This window comes from Guptibacillus hwajinpoensis (assembly GCF_020524165.1).
Taxonomy (GTDB): Bacteria; Bacillota; Bacilli; order Bacillales; family Guptibacillaceae; genus Guptibacillus; species Guptibacillus hwajinpoensis_D.
In genome coordinates, this window is record NZ_JAIVKU010000002.1 from 291,018 (window position 1) to 310,608 (window position 19,591).

General features: G+C 39.6%; 15 protein-coding genes and 1 pseudogene. 12 read left to right on the forward strand and 4 right to left on the reverse strand.

The genetic code is table 11. The features are described 5' to 3' along the window. Positions 1-18: 18 nt before the first annotated feature. A complete protein-coding gene (locus LC090_RS03075) occupies positions 19-1,995 on the reverse strand; it encodes a LuxR C-terminal-related transcriptional regulator (RefSeq protein ID WP_226655270.1) in 1,977 nt (658 codons plus the stop codon). A 138-nt stretch (positions 1,996-2,133) separates the two neighbouring features. Here LC090_RS03075 and LC090_RS03080 point away from each other — a divergent pair, with 138 nt between their 5' ends. Beyond that, positions 2,134-2,511, forward strand: a complete 378-nt coding sequence (locus LC090_RS03080; protein WP_226655169.1) for a DUF4870 domain-containing protein — start codon at positions 2,134-2,136, stop codon at positions 2,509-2,511. 62 nt (positions 2,512-2,573) lie between these two features. Here LC090_RS03080 and galU read toward each other — a convergent pair whose 3' ends face one another. Continuing rightward, complete coding sequence (gene galU, locus LC090_RS03085) at positions 2,574-3,464, reverse strand: UTP--glucose-1-phosphate uridylyltransferase GalU (RefSeq protein WP_224596794.1); 891 nt, start codon at positions 3,462-3,464, stop codon at positions 2,574-2,576. 772 nt (positions 3,465-4,236) lie between these two features. Here galU and LC090_RS03090 point away from each other — a divergent pair. The 9 genes and pseudogenes from LC090_RS03090 to LC090_RS03130 all read left to right on the forward strand — a co-directional run bounded on the left by LC090_RS03090 (position 4,237) and on the right by LC090_RS03130 (position 13,617). Further along, positions 4,237-5,292 carry a glycosyltransferase family 2 protein gene (locus tag LC090_RS03090; RefSeq protein WP_226655171.1) on the forward strand — a complete coding sequence of 352 codons (1,056 nt, stop codon included), beginning with the start codon at positions 4,237-4,239 and terminating at the stop codon, positions 5,290-5,292. Beyond that, on the forward strand, positions 5,252-6,025 hold the full coding sequence (locus tag LC090_RS03095; protein WP_226655173.1) for a CDP-alcohol phosphatidyltransferase family protein: 774 nt from the start codon (positions 5,252-5,254) through the stop codon (positions 6,023-6,025). Before LC090_RS03090 ends, LC090_RS03095 begins: the two co-directional genes overlap by 41 nt. Before the next feature lie 130 nt (positions 6,026-6,155). Then, positions 6,156-6,551 carry a glycerol-3-phosphate cytidylyltransferase gene (gene tagD / locus LC090_RS03100; protein ID WP_159785318.1) on the forward strand — a complete coding sequence of 132 codons (396 nt, stop codon included), beginning with the start codon at positions 6,156-6,158 and terminating at the stop codon, positions 6,549-6,551. 37 nt (positions 6,552-6,588) lie between these two features. Then, the gene (locus LC090_RS03105) at positions 6,589-8,748 is read left to right on the forward strand and encodes a bifunctional glycosyltransferase/CDP-glycerol:glycerophosphate glycerophosphotransferase (protein WP_226655272.1); all 2,160 of its coding nucleotides are present in this window, start codon (positions 6,589-6,591) and stop codon (positions 8,746-8,748) included. A 118-nt stretch (positions 8,749-8,866) separates the two neighbouring features. Then, on the forward strand, positions 8,867-10,069 hold the full coding sequence (locus LC090_RS03110; protein WP_425590619.1) for a CDP-glycerol glycerophosphotransferase family protein: 1,203 nt from the start codon (positions 8,867-8,869) through the stop codon (positions 10,067-10,069). A 2-nt stretch (positions 10,070-10,071) separates the two neighbouring features. Next, positions 10,072-10,875, forward strand: coding sequence for an ABC transporter permease (locus tag LC090_RS03115; protein WP_226655175.1), 804 nt, complete (start codon positions 10,072-10,074; stop codon positions 10,873-10,875). A 15-nt stretch (positions 10,876-10,890) separates the two neighbouring features. Further along, positions 10,891-11,676, forward strand: a pseudogene (gene tagH / locus LC090_RS03120) (teichoic acids export ABC transporter ATP-binding subunit TagH); the annotation flags it as partial. A gap of 194 nt (positions 11,677-11,870) precedes the next feature. Next, entirely contained in the window at positions 11,871-12,911 is a 1,041-nt protein-coding gene (gene galE / locus LC090_RS03125) for a UDP-glucose 4-epimerase GalE (RefSeq protein WP_226655178.1), read from the forward strand. Positions 12,912-13,056: 145 nt separating this feature from the next. Beyond that, positions 13,057-13,617, forward strand: a complete 561-nt coding sequence (locus tag LC090_RS03130; protein ID WP_226655179.1) for a class I SAM-dependent methyltransferase — start codon at positions 13,057-13,059, stop codon at positions 13,615-13,617. Positions 13,618-13,722: 105 nt separating this feature from the next. Here LC090_RS03130 and LC090_RS03135 read toward each other — a convergent pair whose 3' ends face one another. Both LC090_RS03135 and LC090_RS03140 read right to left on the reverse strand, forming a co-directional pair. Further along, positions 13,723-14,946, reverse strand: a complete 1,224-nt coding sequence (locus tag LC090_RS03135; protein WP_226655180.1) for a DHHW family protein — start codon at positions 14,944-14,946, stop codon at positions 13,723-13,725. A gap of 21 nt (positions 14,947-14,967) precedes the next feature. Further along, positions 14,968-16,392, reverse strand: a complete 1,425-nt coding sequence (locus LC090_RS03140) for an MBOAT family O-acyltransferase (protein WP_226655181.1) — start codon at positions 16,390-16,392, stop codon at positions 14,968-14,970. Positions 16,393-16,724: 332 nt separating this feature from the next. Here LC090_RS03140 and LC090_RS03145 point away from each other — a divergent pair, with 332 nt between their 5' ends. Together LC090_RS03145 and LC090_RS03150 are read left to right on the forward strand one after the other, a co-directional pair. Next, complete coding sequence (locus LC090_RS03145; protein ID WP_226655182.1) at positions 16,725-18,014, forward strand: ABC transporter substrate-binding protein; 1,290 nt, start codon at positions 16,725-16,727, stop codon at positions 18,012-18,014. Positions 18,015-18,250: 236 nt separating this feature from the next. Beyond that, positions 18,251-19,531, forward strand: coding sequence for an ABC transporter substrate-binding protein (locus LC090_RS03150; RefSeq protein WP_226655183.1), 1,281 nt, complete (start codon positions 18,251-18,253; stop codon positions 19,529-19,531). Positions 19,532-19,591 lie beyond the last annotated feature (60 nt).

The window sequence follows — 19,591 nt, forward strand, 5'->3', positions numbered from 1 at the left end:
GTACGTACCTGACCCCTGTTATTTTCTCTCAAGCATAACACGTGTAAGCTGAGTACGATTTTTTACTCCGGTTTTCTCATAAATACGACTCAGATGTTTTTTAATGGTTACTTCACTTAAAGAAAGCGATTGGGCTAACTTAGCGTTTGAGTAACCTTGAATAACAAGTGAAACAACCTCCTGTTCGCGTGCAGTGAATTGATAGGGATGTTGAGGTGTCTCAGATAGATTTACGCCAAGGGCACTTGCGAATGTTTCAAGATAGTGAGAAAGACGAGCATTTCGTAAATCAAGCTCATAGGTTTTAGAAGGTCGATCAGGACCATAGTCAAAATGCATCGCTTCCGGTATTTCATGAAACCGAAACTGTTCTAACAAATCTTGATAGAAAGGAATGGGTGTTGAAGCAACAAGAATCCCTTCGGTTAGTACAAGAGGAAGAAGATGGTAAAGGAGAGCTTTTCGATCTTCCATCTGTTTTGGGCTTTTCACGCCAAGGTATCGAATCACCCAGCCGGATGGCGCCTCTTTAGAAAGAATGCGCTTCTCTTCAGCGAGGGAGATCCTCTTGAAATAACTTCTGGTTACGGGACTGCTTTGCAATTTTCTAAGCGTGTTTGACTGAATCGGAAGCAGGAAAGCCATTCCCCTCACACTTCCATCTCTTTGTCGTAGCAACTTCACATGGTGAACTCCCACAGACTCAATCATTTCTTTTGTCATAAAAGAAGAATCCTGTTTTTTGTGGTTTTTAGAAATAAAGGACTTGAACGTCTCTCCACTTTGATCATCCACAAACGCAGTCGGCAGATCTTCACTGACAAGAGCGTTCTCTTCTATATATGGAAGGATCTCATTCCAATCATCCTGACTTGCTGAAGTCATCGTGTATGTGGATAACGTTTCATGATCAAATAACGCAGCTCGCATCATAGGTTCTCCTAGCAGATAGAAAAATTCGCTAATTTCAGTAGAATCCGCTATTCGGTCATGGTCGAAAAAGGAACGACAATAGAGCAAAGCGCGCTTCCAGAGCTGATGATAATAAGATGGCTTCCTTCTTCTCAGGTCATCTCGCATCGCGCGTTGGAAAAGCGTATTTAACTGCCAGCCGGATTCAGTTTCTTCAAAAAAGGAAAGGGAGACGAGAGCTTCGAAATCTTTTCGCGGTACGATTCGATCAAGCATAACTTCAAGTTTTTCCTGTTGGATGTAGCGCCCAATAGAGGCTACTTCTATGTAAGGAATGAGGTGATCATCTTTAAGTTCACTAAGCCATTCCTTTACAACGGTGCGATAAATTTTTTGCTCATCTTCTCTATTCCATTCTTGCGTTTCGTTTAACTTCTGCACGCATAGTGATAGCGCATAAGGGTTACCACTTGAAAATTCCCAGGCTAGCTTTGTTAGTTCGGGCTTAAGCGTTTGAAAAGCAGAATCAAACTGGCCCATGCTGAATCCTTTTAATTCAATCGATGTGATAAAAGGGTACCAGATAGATGCTCTCCAAGAAGCATTTAGCTGCTTGCGTCCGCAGAAAATGAGGATGCTCGAAGAAGGTAAGGATGGAAGAAAAGATTGCCTAAACCATTCATCTAACTTTTCGAATCGTTCGTATGAATCAATCGCAATCACAAAACGAATGCCCTGTTTTTCTAGATGTTGAATATGCATGTGAATCGCTTCTAGTGGTGATATGTATAAATTTGAAGCGCCCATCTGATCAAGCAATAGTTGAAGAAAAGCGGCTGGTTCGGCCTTTGAATATTGCGCATTGAGAAGGTAGAAAACGACGCCGCGATCCGTCGCTTCTTTTTGATAGTGGGTCATTAACTCGCTTTTCCCTGTACCAGGTTGGCCATAAACTGACAGAATGCCGCTTCCACTTTGATCTAGTAAATGAGAGAAGGTAGCTAATTCTCTTTCTCTCGTAATATTAAATGGAAAAGCCTTCATCTGACTTTGATCATGATTGGGGTTATCTGGAAGGATCATCCGTATCACACTCCGCTATAAAAGATTACTCGAAATTTGTCTAAGTAGTATACTTTCGTATACTACCCTTAAATTCCTGCTTTTGATAAAATAAATTAATAAAATATTCTGAATATAAATGGTGAAGGAGGTATTGTAGTGGAGGCAGGAAATAATCCCGAAAAAATGACGCCAACCCCACGAAAAACGTCGAGCGGGTTGGAGGAAAACGTCGCAGGACTGTTGGCCTATGTACTGGGATTTGTGACGGGCATTATCTTTTTGTTAATTGAAAAAGAAAACAAGTTTGTTCGTTTTCATGCGATGCAGTCAATTGTGGTTTTCGGAGCTTTCTTCATTGCAAGTCTTGTATTAAATGTTATACCTGTGATTGGTACGATTGTTTCTGTTCTGATTCTACCTCCTCTTAGCTTAATTGTTTGGATTGTATTAATGGTAAAAGCGTATCAGGGAAATCGGTATAAGCTTCCCGTTGCTGGTGATTTTTCGGAAAAGCAGCTAGCAAAGATGAAATAAAAAAAGTCGCGTTTCTTTAAAGAAACGCGACTTTTAAATGGAGCAGAGCTTAAATCGCATGCCTATTTTTTTGTGGTTAACTCTTGATCAACAACTTGTTTCAAGTAGTTCATCACATCTTTTTGAAGATCTGGACGTGTTAAAGCAAAATCAACCGTTGCTTTAATGAATCCAAATTTATCGCCAACATCATAACGATGACCCTCAAATTCATGAGCAAACACAGCTTGCTGTTCATTTAGTACTTTAATCGCATCCGTAAGCTGGATTTCGCCACCTGCACCTTTAGGAAGGTTTTCAAGAATGGAGAAAATTTCAGGAGTTAAAATATAGCGTCCTAAAATGGCGTAGTTCGACGGTGCTTCTTCAAGGGAAGGTTTCTCCACGAGAGATTTAATTGGAATTATGCCATTGTCGATTTGTTCTCCTTTTGGGGCAATGATTCCGTATTTTGATACGGCATCGTCCGCTACTTGTTGAACACCAACAATCGACGTACGGTAGCGATTGTAGCTGTCCATAAGCTGGCCGATACATGGCTGCTCGGATTTCACAATGTCATCTCCAAGAAGAACAGCGAAAGGTTCGTTGCCAATAAAGCGGCTTGCACAATTAATCGCATGTCCAAGACCCTTAGGTTCTTTTTGACGGATGTAATGAATGTTAGCTAAATTAGAAATTTGCTGAACTTCTTTTAACATCTTATCTTTTTGCTTCTTAATCAGCGTTTCTTCAAGCTCATAAGATTTATCAAAATGATCTTCAATCGCGCGCTTTCCGCGACCGCTAACAATAATAATATCTTCAATGCCAGCAGCAACAGCTTCTTCGACAATATATTGAATCGTTGGCTTGTCCACGATCGGTAACATTTCTTTTGGCTGTGCCTTAGTTGCCGGTAAGAACCTTGTTCCAAGACCAGCGGCAGGTATAATGGCCTTTCTTACTCTCATGTTGAATCCTCCCAGTAACTAATTGATTTCGATCTACAAATAAGTGCTTACTAATATTAACATATTTCCCGACTTTTTTCCTGATTTTTCACAAAGACGTATAATGCTTTTAGCACTACGTATGAAGCGGAATTGCTTCTCATTCTAATGAAAAAATCCCGCTATACCAGATTTTTCGACACCAGAAGTCGGTATCCTTCTCGATTTTTCAATGTTATGATAAAACCTCATAGCCATCGTGCATCGTGCTTAGATTTTTTTCCATTCATATACCTTTTCATTGTTTTATTTATGTGATGAAGGGTAAAGGAACGATAACTATCTATTCGTTTATTGAGGGCTGGGCGGTATATATCAATCCAATGGTTCGGTGCTTCAAATGATCCTATACCCATTGTAAGCAAAAAAGATGTGTTCCTTTTTTTACCTGAGGCGAACTATTAAACTCTTTATAGAATAGCCATTTATTACAAGCCATTCGAAGGCCACAATCTTGATCAATATGACGAAGCATGTCATATGGTGTGATTATGCATTGACAGGTATTCCAATGCACGGCTCTATTAAACTGCAAGTTGCTGCTTTTTAGGGTGAAAGGTAAACGCATGTTGTTCACACAATTGAAAGAAAATATTCTGGTTTTCCCTTATTTTTACAATGATTATTTAGTCGAATTCATGTATACTTAAGTATTAGATTGAAAAGGTTTATTTAAAAATAGTCTCATAGAGAGAAATAGAGATAAGGCGAAGTTGTGAAGGGATGAAAAGAAATGAAAGAACTGTTCTTTTCCGTGCTTCTCGTCGTGAAGAATGAAGAGAGGTATATACGAAAGTTGCTTGAAGGTGTCTTGCAACAGGAGTTTCCTCAACATTCATATGAAATTCTAGTAGTTGATGGAATGTCATCCGATCGAACGAAAGATATTATAGAAGATGTTAGTTTAAAGAATCCGGGAAGAATCCGATTGTTTGAAAATCCAAAAGAAACCCTACCTACGGGATGGAATCTAGCCATCCAGAATGCAAAAGGGAAGTACATTTTGAGGGTAGACGGTCATACGATGATCCCGAAAGGTTTCCTAACAGGGTATTATGACTTAATTCAGCGCCAGCCTGATATGGACTGCGTTGGAGGCGTTATTCGAACGGAAGGAAAAGGATTTTGGGGAACGATTAATGCGTACGTATACTCACATCCCATGGGAGTGGGGAATTCGATGTTCCGCATTACAAAAAGCTCCAGCAAATGGGAAGGACTTGTAGACACTGTTCCTTACGGCGCTTACAAGCGTGAAGTATTCCAAAAAGCTGGATTGTTCAACGAAAACTTAAGAAGAAGCGAAGATATAGAATTTCACGCGAGGGTTAGAAATCAAGGCGGAAAGTTTTATTTATCGAGTGATATAGCTTCCACATATTTTGCTAGGGATAGCGTAAAAACGTTTGTTCAAAAGTCTTACGCTGACGGCAAGTGGGGTATTATTGCTTCTAGAAGTACAAAAGGCGTGATGAGGTTTCGACAGCTTGCTCCCTTAATGGCATTTCTAACTGGGACAGGCCTTGGAATTGGTGCGTTATTTAATGATGCCTTTTTAATAGGCTTACTATCGCTAGTTGCTATTTATCTGATGATGATCGGTGTTTCTTCACTAGGCGTTATCAACCAACATGGTTTCCGTGCATACTTTCCAACAGTGATGCAGTTCTTCCTCCTCCACTTTTCGCGAGGACTTGGATTAGTAGGCGGATACTTTAGCAAACAATACTGGAAGGTGAAGACCGGTCATGAAAAATGGGCAAGAATTACTACCGACCACATTTCTTGATAATGAGACCATTCTTTCTTACCGAAAACAGTCTCAAACATTAAGTTATAAAGAAGATCTATGGTCATGGTACGTACTACGGCGAATTTCAATTTACATTACAATATTGTTTATAAAAATGCGTATAAAACCAAATACGGTAAGCTGGATGAGTGCATTCTTTATGATTATCTCAGGCTTATCCCTTATGATTGCAACGCCGTTATCACTTGTTTTTGCGGCGCTGTTCTATAACATTGGTTATTTATTTGATTGTGTTGATGGCGAGGTTGCTAGAATCACAAAGCAAACGTCATCAAAAGGGTATTACATCGACATTATTATACAAGCAGCAGCATTGCCAGTCTTTTTATCGATGGTTTTAACTGTCTTAAGACAAGCTGGAATGCTTGATGTAAACATACTCGAAATGACGATCATCTATGTGACGTTTGTAGCTATTATTATGGCTTTACTCGTTCCAATTGCCTATCAACTAACGAAGCTTACGATGTCGCAATCAACCACTCAGGATCCTGTGAATTCGATTCGAGATGGTTCGTTCTTTTTTGATATTGTAGCTGTTCTGCTTGGCCTACCGGGCTTCTTTGTTGCTACTGTTATCATCGTAATAATTGAACAGATAACTGGCGCAGAATTTCTACTTTATTATATATCCTTTTTCCTTGCCATGCTTGTGATAAAGACAGGCTTGCGCGTCATCATTACATCACGCTCATTTAATAAAGGATAGACTTGTTTACAAATCTATTATAAAACAAATCAAGCATGTGTGATGTTAAGTATTATTAAAGATTGTAAATTGTATGTTAATTCGTGTCTCATGAAGAAACTATTAAACACTAATAACTGGAGGGGTCGAAATGAAGAAGGTTTTGACTTACGGTACGTTTGATTTATTGCATTGGGGACATATTAATTTATTGAAGAGAGCTAAGGATCTTGGCGACTATTTAATTGTAGCCATTTCAACTGATGAATTTAATGAAATTAAGAATAAAAAAGCATACCATAGCTATGAAAATCGCAAAATGATTCTTGAAGCGATTCGCTATGTTGATGAAGTCATTCCGGAAGAACATTGGGAACAAAAAGTGGATGATGTAAAAAACAACGATGTTGACATTTTCGTTATGGGTGATGACTGGGAAGGGAAATTTGACTTCTTAAAAGACCATTGTGAAGTGGTTTATCTCCCTCGTACAGCAGGAATTTCAACAACAAAAATCAAGAAAGAACTGCTTGTATCTAACGGCTAAGCAGTGAGAATAAATAGTTGGGGTGCTAGGAATTGTGATGGGACAAATTAGTGTAGTTTTAACCGTTTATAATAAAGAAGATTATATTCAAAAATGCCTTGATTCTTTACTAGAGCAGTCTTATCAAGATTTTGAGATTATCTTGATTAATGATGCGTCAACGGATCGTAGTAAAGAAATCATTCAGGGTTATCATGACAAGAGACTCGTTTGCTACCATTTAGACACGAATGTTGGTGTCTCAAGAGCACGCAATATGGGGATTGACCATGCTTCAAATGAGTTCATCTATTTTATGGACGGTGACGATTACCTGGCCCCGTATACACTTGAACTTCTCCTAAATCATATTGGAGAAGATCACCTGATTGGCGCTTCCATTTTTAAAGCTGGTAAAATTGAACTTCCAATAGAAATTGGGGAAGATTCCTACCACTTACGAAGGTTAAGAGGCGGCCGAAAAATTAAAGCTCTGCGACGCAGAAGTGCGACAAACTTATTGATTCGAAAAGACTTTATCGATGTTCATCAGCTTCGTTTCGATGAAGAAGCGTCGTTCTACACGGATTTATCTTTCTCTATTCCTGCTATTGTGAATACGGAAGAGATTCCGATGATTTCGGGCATTCCCACTTATTTAAAAGGGGAGTGCTACGATCCGATTGATCATCCTACATTGATGTTGCATTCGGTCGAGGAAAAGCTTCCTGATCTCTTTTACATCTATCACAAAATGAAGCTATCTTACGGAGATACAAAAAGCATTAGCCGTTATTTGGACTTGCTTTTGTTGAACTATTACTCAAAAAGCATTACAAATAAAGCGACGAAAGAATCATCTGTGTTGTTTGATCATTTTACCGCGTTAAAAAACTGTCTCGCCCTCGTATCTCCAGGAAGGATTAAGCGAAGAAATTTAATTGAGCGAAGAGAACATCGTCTTCTGCAAAAAGGTAAAAAAGAAGCTGTTCTAAAGTCAATGAAATTTCGCGTTCGCTTAAGACAGTGGAGAAGAGCATTAAGAAAGAAACATTTACTCATGAGTCAGCTCTATCGAACCGTACTTGTAAAGATGCCAATAAAAGAAAGAAAAGTGCTTCTTGAAAGCTTTGGTGGAAAAGGTTATTCCGATAGCCCGCGCTATATTTATGAAGAGTTGTTAAAAAGTGATAAAAAATATCATTATCTGTGGGTATATGACAAACAGAAAAAAGACATCCCCGGTAGTCCGAAGCAGGTTCGTCGCTTAAGCCCGGCGTACTACTATCATTTAGCTACGGCAAAATACTGGGTGTCGAATGCGAGAATGCCAAACTTCGCAATTAAACGTCCAGAGACGGTCTATTTGCAAACCTGGCACGGTACGCCATTGAAAAAGCTTGCCGCTGATATGAAAGAAGTTCGCATGCCTGGCACCACTACTGAAAAATATAAGCGTAACTTCTATAAAGAAGCTCAAAAATGGGATTATCTTGTTTCGCCGAACGATTATTCAACGAAAATATTTAGAAGAGCGTTTAAGTTTGGAAAAGAAGTACTCGACGTTGGCTATCCAAGAAACGATATTCTTTATCTAGAAGATCAAGAGAAGAACAAGCGTCAGCAAGAAATTAAGGCGAAACTGGGCATTCCGGCAAATAAGAAAGTGATCTTATACGCGCCAACGTGGCGTGATGATGAGTTTCATGGGAAAGGTCAGTATAAGTTTGATTTAAAGCTTGATCTAAGAAAAATGCAGGAGAAACTCGGGAATGAGTATGTGATTGCTTTACGCATGCACTATTTAGTAGCTGAACACATTGATACAACAGGCCTGAGCGATTTTGTGTATAACCTTTCTGACTATGGGGATATAGCCGAACTTTATCTACTGTCAGATGTGTTAATTACCGATTACTCATCCGTTTTCTTTGACTTCGCTAACTTGCGTCGCCCGATTCTCTTCTTCACTTATGACATCGAAAAATATCGCGATTCGCTTCGCGGATTTTATATGGATTTTGAAAATGAAGCACCTGGACCATTATTAAAAACGTCCGATGGTGTACTTGATGCGATCCAAAACCTTGAAAGAATTAAGGTCGAATACGAAAGTAAATTTGATGCGTTTTATGATAAATATTGCCATCTTGATGATGGTCATGCAGCGAAGAAAGTCATTAACAGGGTGTTTGAACCCGAACAAAACGAACTGTAGACTTTGAAGAAACAGGGTACTGCCGCTGATAAAGGCGATATGGCACTATCCTGTTTTTTCAAAGCCATCGGGCATTTCAAACGAATCTATTATTTGTCGGGAGTAAGGTGTCCATTTCATGAAAAAGCTATTAAAGATGTTGAAAATTTATCCCTTGATGAAGGCGTTCAGTCGAGTTCTCTTTGTTGCGCTGGGGCGGTTTCCAGCCAACAAGCGTCTTGTGATTTTCGAGAGCTTTTCTGGCAAGCAATATAGCTGTAATCCAAGAGCGATCTACGAATATCTTGTTGAGCACGAGTATGATCTTGAGATGATTTGGAGCGTGGAAGAAGCGCATGCCGAATTTTTTAGGAAAAGGGGTATACCTACTGTAAGACGTTTTTCGTTAAGATGGTTTTATTTAATGGCACGAGCACGTTATTGGGTAACGAACAGTCGGATGTCGCTTTGGATTCCAAAACCAGCTCACACCGTGTATGTCCAAACGTGGCATGGCACGCCACTGAAAAAGCTTGCGGGAGATATGGAGGAAGTGCATATGCCCGGGACAAATACGCTTTCATATAAAGATAATTTTTATAAGGAAGCTGCGAAATGGGATTACTTGATATCACCGAACCGATACTCAACAGAAATTTTTAAGCGAGCATTTGGCTTTAAGAAAAAGATGATTGAATCCGGCTATCCTCGTAATGATCGACTTCATCTTGAGAATGATCAAGAAAGAATCGCTTCATTAAAGGCGGAGTATCGCATTCCAACGAATAAAAAAGTGGTCCTCTACGCACCAACATGGCGAGATGATGAATTTTATCAACCAGGCAAATACAAGCATGAGCTAAAACTAGATTTAAACTTGTTACGGCGCGAAATCGGTGATGATTATGTTATTGTATTAAGGATGCACTACTTGATTGCCGAGCAATTTGATCTCTCACCCTATGAGGGATTTGTGTATGATTTATCCGTAGGTGTAGATGTGAACGATCTTTACTTGATATCAGATGTATTGATCACGGACTACTCTTCTGTCTTTTTCGATTATGCGAATTTAAGAAGACCGATTATTTTCTTTACCTACGATCTTGCATCATATCGAGACAAATTGCGTGGCTTTTACTTTGATTTAGAAGTGGAAGCGCCGGGTCCAGTAGTGACAACAACCGCAGAAGTGTTAAAAGCCATTCAAACGTTTGAAAAGGAAGGTTTTGGCGCGTTCGAGGAGAAATATAACGATTTCTATCATACGTATTGTTACCTCGAAGGAGGATCTGCTACCAAAAAGGTTGTTGACCAAATTTTTGTTAGTGAGGCAAAATAAGCATGAATTCGATGATTGCAGTTTTAAAAGAACAGGTAAGTAATTTTTACTTAATTAATCGGCTTTCGATTTATCAAGTAAAGAGTACAAATAGCAACAACTATCTTGGTATGGTCTGGGAAATCCTAAATCCTTTATTTCAAATGAGTATTTACTGGTTTGTGTTTGGATTTGGGATTCGTAACGGTAACCCTGTCGATGGGGTCCCGTTTGTGTTGTGGATGTCTGCTGGACTTGTTGTCTGGTTCTTCTTTAATCCAGCTGTTATTCAAGGATCAAAATCAATCTATACGCGGATATCTATGGTATCAAAAATGAATTTCCCGATGAGTACCATTCCGAGTTATGTGATCATGTCCGTTTTTTATCAGCATTTGATTCTTCTAGGAATTTATTTTGCAGCCGTGTTATTGACAGGGCAGGGAATATCGTGGCATTTGATTCAGCTGCCATATTATATGTTTTCATTAATTATTTTAATCTTTGCGATTTCTCTTATTACGTCGACGCTATCAACGATTGTAAGAGATGTACACAAAATGCTTCAGTCGTTTATACGGATGTTTCTTTATTTAACTCCAATCCTTTGGACAATTGATGATTTACCTGGATTTATCCAGATTGGAATGAAACTTAATCCGCTATACTATATAGTGGAAGGCTACAGAGATGCACTTCTCGGCATGGGTTGGGTTCATCAAACGCTTCAATACACCCTTTATTATTGGGTTGTTGTCGTGCTCTTATTGATGATTGGTTCCTACCTGCATATGAAGTTCAAAAGTCATTTCGTAGACTATATTTAATAAGGACTGTCGTCTATGAGCTATTCAGTTAAATTAAATGGGATTACGAAAAAATATAAAATGCACAGGCAGAATTCGGATAAGCTAAAAGACATTATTCTTCCAGGCGGTTACGGTGAGGATTTCTATGCCATTCGTGACTTAACCTTTGAAGCAGGAAAAGGTGATGTCGTGGGCATTATTGGTGTGAACGGATCAGGGAAATCGACCTTCTCGAATCTTGTAGCCAATATAACTCCCCCTACGAGTGGAGAAATTGACGTAAAGGGTGATGTATCCCTTATCGCGGTTTCAGCCGGCTTAAATAAAGAGCTGACAGGTCGTGAAAACATTGAGCTGAAACTTCTCATGATGGGCTATAAAAAAGACGTTATTGAAAAAATGAAGCCAGATATCATTGAGTTTGCGGATATTGGTAAATTTATTGATATGCCTGTTAAAAAATATTCAAGTGGTATGAAATCACGTCTTGGATTTTCAATTTCAATTAGCGTCGATCCGGATGTATTGATTGTCGATGAGGCGCTTTCGGTTGGGGACAAGACCTTTGCGGATAAGTGTCTTTTGAAAATGGAAGAGTTTAAAGAACGCGGAAAGACAATATTCTTTGTTAGTCATTCGAATGGGCAGATGAAGAAATTTTGTAATAAAGCAATCTGGCTTGAACATGGAACCATTCGTGAATATGGCGCGATGAAAGATATTATGCCAAAGTATGAAGCTTTTATTAAAGAGTACAAATCGTGGTCGAAGGAAGAAAAACGCCGCTTTAAAGAAGAGGGAATGAAGAAGCAGGAAGGTCTTTTAGCTTCTGATTCAGAAGAGAAGGAGAAAAGAAAGAAATCCAGGCTCTTGTTTAGATGATTTGCTTCCTTCTTTAGCAGAATCGCTCTCATAGAGAGCGATTTTTTCTTTATATGCCATGAAATGGGTCCATTGAATGTGATATGATGAGAAGGAATTTTTTGGAGACATTTTGAAGTGGGGGAATGAGAATGGCGGTTTTAGTAACAGGCGGTGCCGGATACATTGGAAGCCATACATGTGTTCAGCTACTTGATCACGGCTCTGACATTGTGGTCGTAGATAACTTTTCGAATAGTAAAATGGAGTCACTCGATCGCGTAAAAGAATTAACTGAACGAGATTTTCCAATTTATGAAGTGGATTTACTTGATCGGTCTTCTTTAGAAGTGGTCTTTGCAGAAAATGAAATTGAAGCGGTGATTCATTTTGCAGGCTTAAAAGCCGTTGGTGAATCAGTTTCCATGCCACTTCATTATTACCACAATAACTTAACAGGAACGTTCATTCTTTGCGAAGTGATGGAGAAATATAACGTAAGGAATATCGTCTTTAGCTCATCAGCCACTGTATATGGCATGCCAGACGTGATGCCAATTACAGAAGAAGCGCCACTAAGTGCGACAAATCCTTATGGCCAAACGAAGCTAATGATTGAACAAATTCTCCGTGATCTTTATGTGGCTGATTCCAATTGGAGTATAGCACTTCTTCGATACTTCAATCCAATCGGCGCTCATGTTAGCGGACGAATTGGAGAAGATCCGAACGGAATTCCAAATAATTTGATGCCGTATATTAGTCAGGTAGCCGTTGGGAAACTTGAGCAGCTTAGCGTGTTTGGGGATGACTATAACACAGCTGACGGTACAGGGGTACGTGATTACATTCATGTGGAAGATTTGGCGAACGGTCATTTAAAAGCGCTGGAGCATATTCTAGGCACGACAGGTGTTGAAGCATATAACCTGGGGACAGGAAATGGTTATAGCGTCCTTCAAATGGTGAAAGCTTTTGAAGAAGCAACGGGGAAAGAAGTGAAGTATTCCATTGCACCACGCCGTCCGGGTGATATTGGTGAATGCTATGCTGACCCAACAAAGGCTGAAACAGAGCTTGGCTGGAAAGCAGAAAAAGGCATTGAAGAAATGTGTCGCGATACGTGGCGCTGGCAGTCAGAGAACCCAGATGGGTATAAAGAAGGACAACGTAAGGGTCAGGTTCGAACCTGACCCCCATCACAAACAACTGTCCCTCTATAGAGGACACCTTGGAGCTCGCTCTTTAATAGAGCGGGCTTTTGTGTGTTGATGAACCATTCTTGTTATAATACCTGTAGTGGTATTGAAATTTAAGTGGAAATTCTAAGGAGGTTTCATGATGGCAGGTAAACGGTTCAAACCGGGGAAGGCAGATCGACTGCTGGATCCGAAACGAAAGGAAATCATCTCTCCTGGACAAGTCATTGATCACCTTAACGTAACAGCGACTGATCATGTGGCTGACCTTGGTGCGGGGAATGGATATTTTACGGTACCATTAGCTGAGGTGGCTGAGCGGATCTATGCGGTTGATATCGAGAAGCAGATGTTAGATCTTCTTAAGAAACGCGCAGTAGAAGCAGGGAATATCGATTATATTGTCAGTAGTCTTGAACAAATTAACCTGGCTGATCATGTAGTTGACAAAGCAATTGCGGCATTTGTTATTCATGAAGTACCTGATTTGAAGAAAGCTTTTGAAGAATTTAAGCGAATCATTAAACCGGGACAGCAGTTGCTTGTGTTAGAATGGGAAGCCATCGATATGGAGATGGGACCTCCCCTCCATGAGCGGATTTCTTCTCAGAAGATGAAGGAGATTTTTGAAGAGAATGGTCTTAAGCCAGAGGTGCATCATTTTCATGAGGCGGTTTATGGCGTAACAGCGGTAATGTAGTGGGGGTCAGGTACGTACCTGACCCCTCAAGAATGAGCGAAAACAAAAAGCCATCTCTCGATAAAGTAGAGAGATGGCTTTACGATTGATGTCTTTCCTTAATGGTTACTCTGTTTCTTCTTTCATTGGCGTCGAAAAGCGAAACGATTCGCCTTGAAGCATGGCATCATTATAAAGAAAAAGCACAACATCGAAATCTTTATCTGCCATATAATCTGTTAAGATCTGATCATCGTTGTAACGGATATCATAGACAGTCGTATTGGAAAAATGTTGAGCGATGTGAAACGCGATTGGATTTGCGTAAGAGTCTTTTAAAATCAGCAGGTGACTTTCTTCTTTTACTGCTGGATTTTCAATAGTAATTTCGGCTGTATTGTTCATGTAAAGCCCGCCAAAATCAATTGGATTGTTATCTCTGAATATGTCTGTTCCATAGACTTGTTTAAATTTCCGCTCTTTCCCGTTCCAAGTAATGGAATAGTCATCAAAGAGGTTATCTTTCGGTAACATATGACAGATCTTTTCTCCTGTAGTATCAACTGTTAAGTAAAGTTGATTGTTATAGCTTCCGATAAATTGTTTGTCGTTGTGACATGATAATTCATAGTCGCTCTCGTCCTCGTTCATTTTCGTATAATACTTTGAATTCTCAGAGAGAAGAGCAGCCACTTTTTGATAGCCTTCGAAAGCACCAAACATGTTCCAGTGATGGTCCGTTTTAAAGTACCGCTCTTTCAATTCCTGGTCCGTATATTCTTCTTTAAATTCTTTCCCAACATCGACCATTGGAATATTTGTTTGATCGAATTTAGAAAAGAAGTAATCTTTCTTTTCTAAACCAGTACCTTCTTCAAGGTAAGAAGGGAGAATATCGATTGTATTCACTTTATGAGGCAGCGAAGCAAAATAAACTTCTTTTCCTTCCTTTTTCATGGTTGCTGCGAATTCATTTAAGTTATTTACAGCATCATCAATGTGGCTAGAAGGCTTACTATAACTTGGTTTAGGAATAATCCAATTCGAGTCGGATACATAATAGTCAAAAATATAGGTTTTGTTCGTCATTTGCTGATATTGAAGATACGATTTCAGCCAAATGTTTCGCCCTGGAAATTGATCGAGAAAATAGGATTCAAAATTGTCCATGTACTCTCCGCTTGAAACATTTTCAATGGAAAGGTCCGGATTTTGAGCAAGTTCTCTTTTTTCAACATCAGATACTTCAATATCTGCAGAAACTGTGAGATAGAAGAAAACGGTAAATATAAACGCAAAGAATGAAATGATGAGGATCCATTTCCTTGCTTTTTCAAGTCGCTGAATCATTGCAAAGCTCCTTTATGGACATTAAAATCTAAAATAAATAAATGGATTGTAGCTTGAATTAACAAGGCGAATCATAGCAAAAATGACTAATGTCATATAGATTGCAGGTTCAGAGAAAAGAGTGACAAACTGAAGTCCCTTTACTTTGGTCGCTATTCTATTGAAAATATTTCTAATATTTGCAAGGAAAGGGGTGCTGAAAATGACGCCGGCCAGGAATAATACCCAGTTATCATTCCACTGCAACAGGAACATAGAATCTACAAAAGCGACCTGATTGAGGCCAAACATGGTTTGTAAGTAGTCAAATGAATAAGTAAAGTTGTCGGCGCGGAAAAAGACCCACCCGATCATAACAAGGAATAAGACATAAATATGTTGAAGAGGTGACCATTGTCGACTTAACCACTTGCCAAACCCGAGACTCTCAATAACGATAATGGCCCCGTAATAAAATCCCCACGCCATAAAGGTCCAGCTTGCCCCATGCCAAAATCCAGTGATCGTCCAAACAATTAAAAGGTTGCGAACCTGAACAAGCTTACCATGACGATTACCTCCTAATGGAATGTAGACGTAATCTTTAAACCATGTTCCAAGAGAGATATGCCATCTTCTCCAGAATTCTGAAATGCTCTTTGATATGTAGGGATATCGAAAGTTTTCGAGAAAATCAAAGCCAAACATTTTTCCAAGACCAATCGCCATGTCACTGTAACCAGAGAAATCGAAATAGATTTGTAGGGTGTAGGCAATCACACCAATCCACGCCATCATCACACTCATTTCTCCTGCTGGCGTGTTAAACGCCTGGTCTGCTACTACGGCAAAACTATTTGCCAAAAGCACCTTTTTTGAAAGGCCAATAATGAAGCGCTTTATGCCCTCGTGCACTTTATCGGCCGTAATGGTACGAGAGTGAATTTGTTGATCTACCGTGTTGTATCGAACAATTGGCCCCGCAACAAGCTGAGGGAAAAGCGCAATATACAAAGCAAGTGAAAAAACATTTTTCTGTACGGGTGCGTCTTGTCGATAAATATCGATTACATAGCTCATCGCCTGGAATGTGAAAAATGAAATTCCAATTGGAAGAGGGAGTTCTCCTAGTTCAAAACTTGTTCCTAAGAAAGTGTTGACGTTAGTTAGAAAGAAATCACCGTATTTGAAGTAACCGAGAATCGCAATGTTACCGATGATTGATAAAGTTAGTAAAAATCTCTTCAGTCGTACCTGATTTTGAAAATAATCGATCCCTCTACCAAAACCATAGTTCATTACGATTGAAAAAAGCATAAGGAACACGTACTGTGGCTCCCCCCATGCATAGAAAACAAGACTTGCCGTTAGTAGTACGATATTGCGAAAGCTTTTTCGAGCGAAAAAGTAAGAAAATAAGACGATTGGGAGAAATGCAAATAAGAAAACGAGATTGCTAAATACCATATAGATCCTCCAACTATTAAAAATAATTCACGTAATAACTATAGCATTTATATCTTAGGTAAATAGTTTGATTTGAATAATTTACAAAAATTTAAAATGATTTGAAAAGATTTGCAGTTAAAATAAAAGATTGAACTTCTTTCTAATTTTATTATGGAAATACAGGTTAGCACAACGGCGAGGAAGAAGTTCAGTAGTGTAAAAATAGAGGGAGTCTAAAAGTAAACTAATCAGTAAATATTTACTTGACTATTAGGCCTTTGTACCTTAATCTAACAATATGAATACGCTTTCATTTTGTGTTATTTAGTAAACAAATAGGAGGGGTTAAGGTGAGAAAGGTAATGGGTCGAGTTAGTTTCTTGCTGATTTTGATGTTAGTCCTCGGGGCTTGTTCTAGTAACAATAGCTCGAGTGAAGGATCAGGTGATGGAGAGAGCAGTGGGAAGAAAGTTACGGCATGGGCATGGAACATTAACGTTCCAGTTCTTGAAGAAGCAGCTGAGAAGTTTAAAGAAGAAAACCCTGATTTTGAGCTAGAAGTTGTAGAACTTGGTCGTGAAGACGTTTATTCGAAACTAACGACTGGTCTCCAAGCTGGAGGAAAAGGATTGCCGGATATCGTGCTTGTTGAGGATGATCGGATTCAGGGTTATATGGAAACCTTCCCGGATGCATTTGTAAATGTATCGGATAAGGGCTTTGATGAGAGTAAAGATAGTTTTCCTAGTTATAAAACAGATCTTCTTTCAAAAGACGGAGCAATGTATGGTTTCCCATTTGATGGTGGACCAACAGGCGTTTTTTACCGCACCGATTATTTTGAAGAAGCTGGTGTGAATCCTGACGATATTAAGACGTGGGATGACTTTATTGATGCTGGTAAAAAAATCAAAGAAGCGACAGGAAAAGCAATGCTTGGACTTGATTTGAACGGTGATGACGGCCTTTACCGGATGATGATGACGCAGCAAGGTACGTTCTATTTTGATGATGAAAAGAACGTGAATTTCACTTCTGAAGAATCCAAAATGGCAGCAGAGAAAGTGAAAATGATGAAAGAAGCAGGCCTAGTGAAAGATACAGTGGGCTGGGATGCCTGGATTAGTGCGATGGCTCAAGGCGATGTGGCAACTGCTCCATCTGGCGCATGGTTAAGTGGGTCAATTACACAACAGGCGAAAGATACAGAAGGCAACTGGGGTGTGTTTAAGCTTCCTGCTTTTGAAGAAGATGGAAACCGTGCAGCCAACCTTGGTGGAAGTAACTATGTGATTACAAGTGCGAGTAAAAACCAGGACATGGCTTATGATTTCATGGAATTCTTTACAACAAGTGAAGACGTTCAGTTAACGGCGATGGACAACGGTTTGTTCCCAACGCTGAACACGATTTATGAAAGTGATGCTTTCACGAAAGATGTGGCATTCTTTAACAATCAGCCGATCTGGGAGCTGTTTGCGAGCGAGATGAATGACATTCCTTCTGTTAACTACACAGGGAATTATGCGCTTGCAAGTGATGAGTCCATTAAAGCGCAATCTGAAGTCATGAATGATAAGAAATCGATTGAAGACGCCTATAAAGCAGCGGCGGATCGACTGAAAAATCGCATTCAATAGTAGAAAGGGGTCAGGTTCGAACCTGACCCCCTATAAAGACAACAAAGAAGAAAGTGTCCGTCACCGATGGACACTTTCTTCTTGTAAATAAGCCCATTAATTGGTAAGTAAATAAACTAGTAAACTTTTAGTAAACATTTACTTGACTCTGTTTACCTATTCAACTATTCTAATAAGTGTAGACGCTTTCATTGTGAATTTTGAAAGTTTTCAGTAATTAATTGGAGGGGTAGTTGATGAAGAAGGTAACGGGTCTAGTTAGTATAAGTATGATGCTTGTGTTAAGTCTGTTCCTGGCGGCGTGCGGGAATGGTGGAAGTGATAGTGAAGGATCGGGCGATAGCAACAAAGTAACAGCCTGGGCATGGAATATTAACGTACCGGTGCTTGAAAAAGCGGCCGAGAAATTTAAAGAAGAAAATCCAGATTTTGAACTCGAAGTTGTTGAAATGGGTACCGATGATGTTTACTCGAAGTTAACAACGGGCCTTCAAGCTGGAGGTAAAGGTTTACCCGATATCGTTCTTGTAGAAGATGATCGCGTTCAAGGTTATATGAGTGCTTTTCCGGACGCTTTTGTAAACGTTTCCGATAAAGGCTTTGATGAAATGAAAGATAGTTTCCCGTCTTATAAGACAGAGCTTGTTTCAAAAGACGGCGCCATGTACGGCTTCCCGTTTGATGGTGGACCAACTGGTGTTTTCTATCGCACGGATATTTTTGAAGAAGCTGGTGTAAATGCGGAAGATATCAAAACGTGGGATGACTACATCGAAGCTGGTAAAACCATTAACGAAAAAACAGATAAAGCGATGATTGGTTTAGACTTAAACGGTGATGACGGTCTTTACCGCATGATGTTAAATCAACAGGGAACATTCTACTTTGATGATGAGAAGAACGTTGCTCTTACTTCAGAAGAATCCAAAAAGGCAATGAAAGTACAACAGAAGCTTAATGAAGAGGGTCTTGTAAAAGAAACAGTTGGTTGGGACGCTTGGATCAGTGCGATGACAAGTGGCGATGTAGCTACTGCTCCATCTGGTGCGTGGTTATACGGTTCCATTACACAGCAGGGTAAAGATACTTCAGGTAAATGGGGGTTAATTGAGCTTCCAGCATTTGAAGAAGGTGGAAACCGTGCATCGAATCTTGGGGGAAGTAACTACATGATTCCTAGTGCAAGTGACAATGCTGATCTCGCTTATGACTTTATGGAATTCTTCTCTACAAATAAAGATGTTCAATTATCTGCAATGGAAGGCGGCCTGTTCCCTTCATTGAACACGATTTACGATAACGAAGCATTTACAAAAGAAGTTGAGTTCTTTAACAATCAGCCGATCTGGAGTCTTCTTGCTGACGAAATGGACAGCATTCCTGCCGTTAATTACACAGGAGACTATGCCGTAGCGAAAGATGAAGCTGTGAAAGCACAGTCTGAAATCGCAAATGGAAAAGGGATTGAAGAAGCGTTAAAAGCTTCAGAAGATCGTTTGAAAAATCGTATTCAATAAGCTTCAGAAATTATCAGGGGTTGATTCACTTCAACCCCTGTCATGTTAAGGTGGGATATT

Coding starts and splice junctions, on each gene's coding strand:
- LC090_RS03075 (WP_226655270.1), bottom strand. CDS start 1,995: ATGATCCTTCCAGATAACCCCAATCATGATCAAAGTCAGATGAAGGCT.
- galU (WP_224596794.1), bottom strand. CDS start 3,464: ATGAGAGTAAGAAAGGCCATTATACCTGCCGCTGGTCTTGGAACAAGG.
- tagD (WP_159785318.1), top strand. CDS start 6,156: ATGAAGAAGGTTTTGACTTACGGTACGTTTGATTTATTGCATTGGGGA.
- LC090_RS03115 (WP_226655175.1), top strand. CDS start 10,072: ATGAATTCGATGATTGCAGTTTTAAAAGAACAGGTAAGTAATTTTTAC.
- galE (WP_226655178.1), top strand. CDS start 11,871: ATGGCGGTTTTAGTAACAGGCGGTGCCGGATACATTGGAAGCCATACA.
- LC090_RS03110 (WP_425590619.1), top strand. CDS start 8,867: ATGAAAAAGCTATTAAAGATGTTGAAAATTTATCCCTTGATGAAGGCG.
- LC090_RS03090 (WP_226655171.1), top strand. CDS start 4,237: ATGAAAGAACTGTTCTTTTCCGTGCTTCTCGTCGTGAAGAATGAAGAG.
- LC090_RS03095 (WP_226655173.1), top strand. CDS start 5,252: ATGAAAAATGGGCAAGAATTACTACCGACCACATTTCTTGATAATGAG.
- LC090_RS03135 (WP_226655180.1), bottom strand. CDS start 14,946: ATGATTCAGCGACTTGAAAAAGCAAGGAAATGGATCCTCATCATTTCA.
- LC090_RS03140 (WP_226655181.1), bottom strand. CDS start 16,392: ATGGTATTTAGCAATCTCGTTTTCTTATTTGCATTTCTCCCAATCGTC.
- LC090_RS03105 (WP_226655272.1), top strand. CDS start 6,589: ATGGGACAAATTAGTGTAGTTTTAACCGTTTATAATAAAGAAGATTAT.
- LC090_RS03150 (WP_226655183.1), top strand. CDS start 18,251: ATGAAGAAGGTAACGGGTCTAGTTAGTATAAGTATGATGCTTGTGTTA.
- LC090_RS03130 (WP_226655179.1), top strand. CDS start 13,057: ATGATGGCAGGTAAACGGTTCAAACCGGGGAAGGCAGATCGACTGCTG.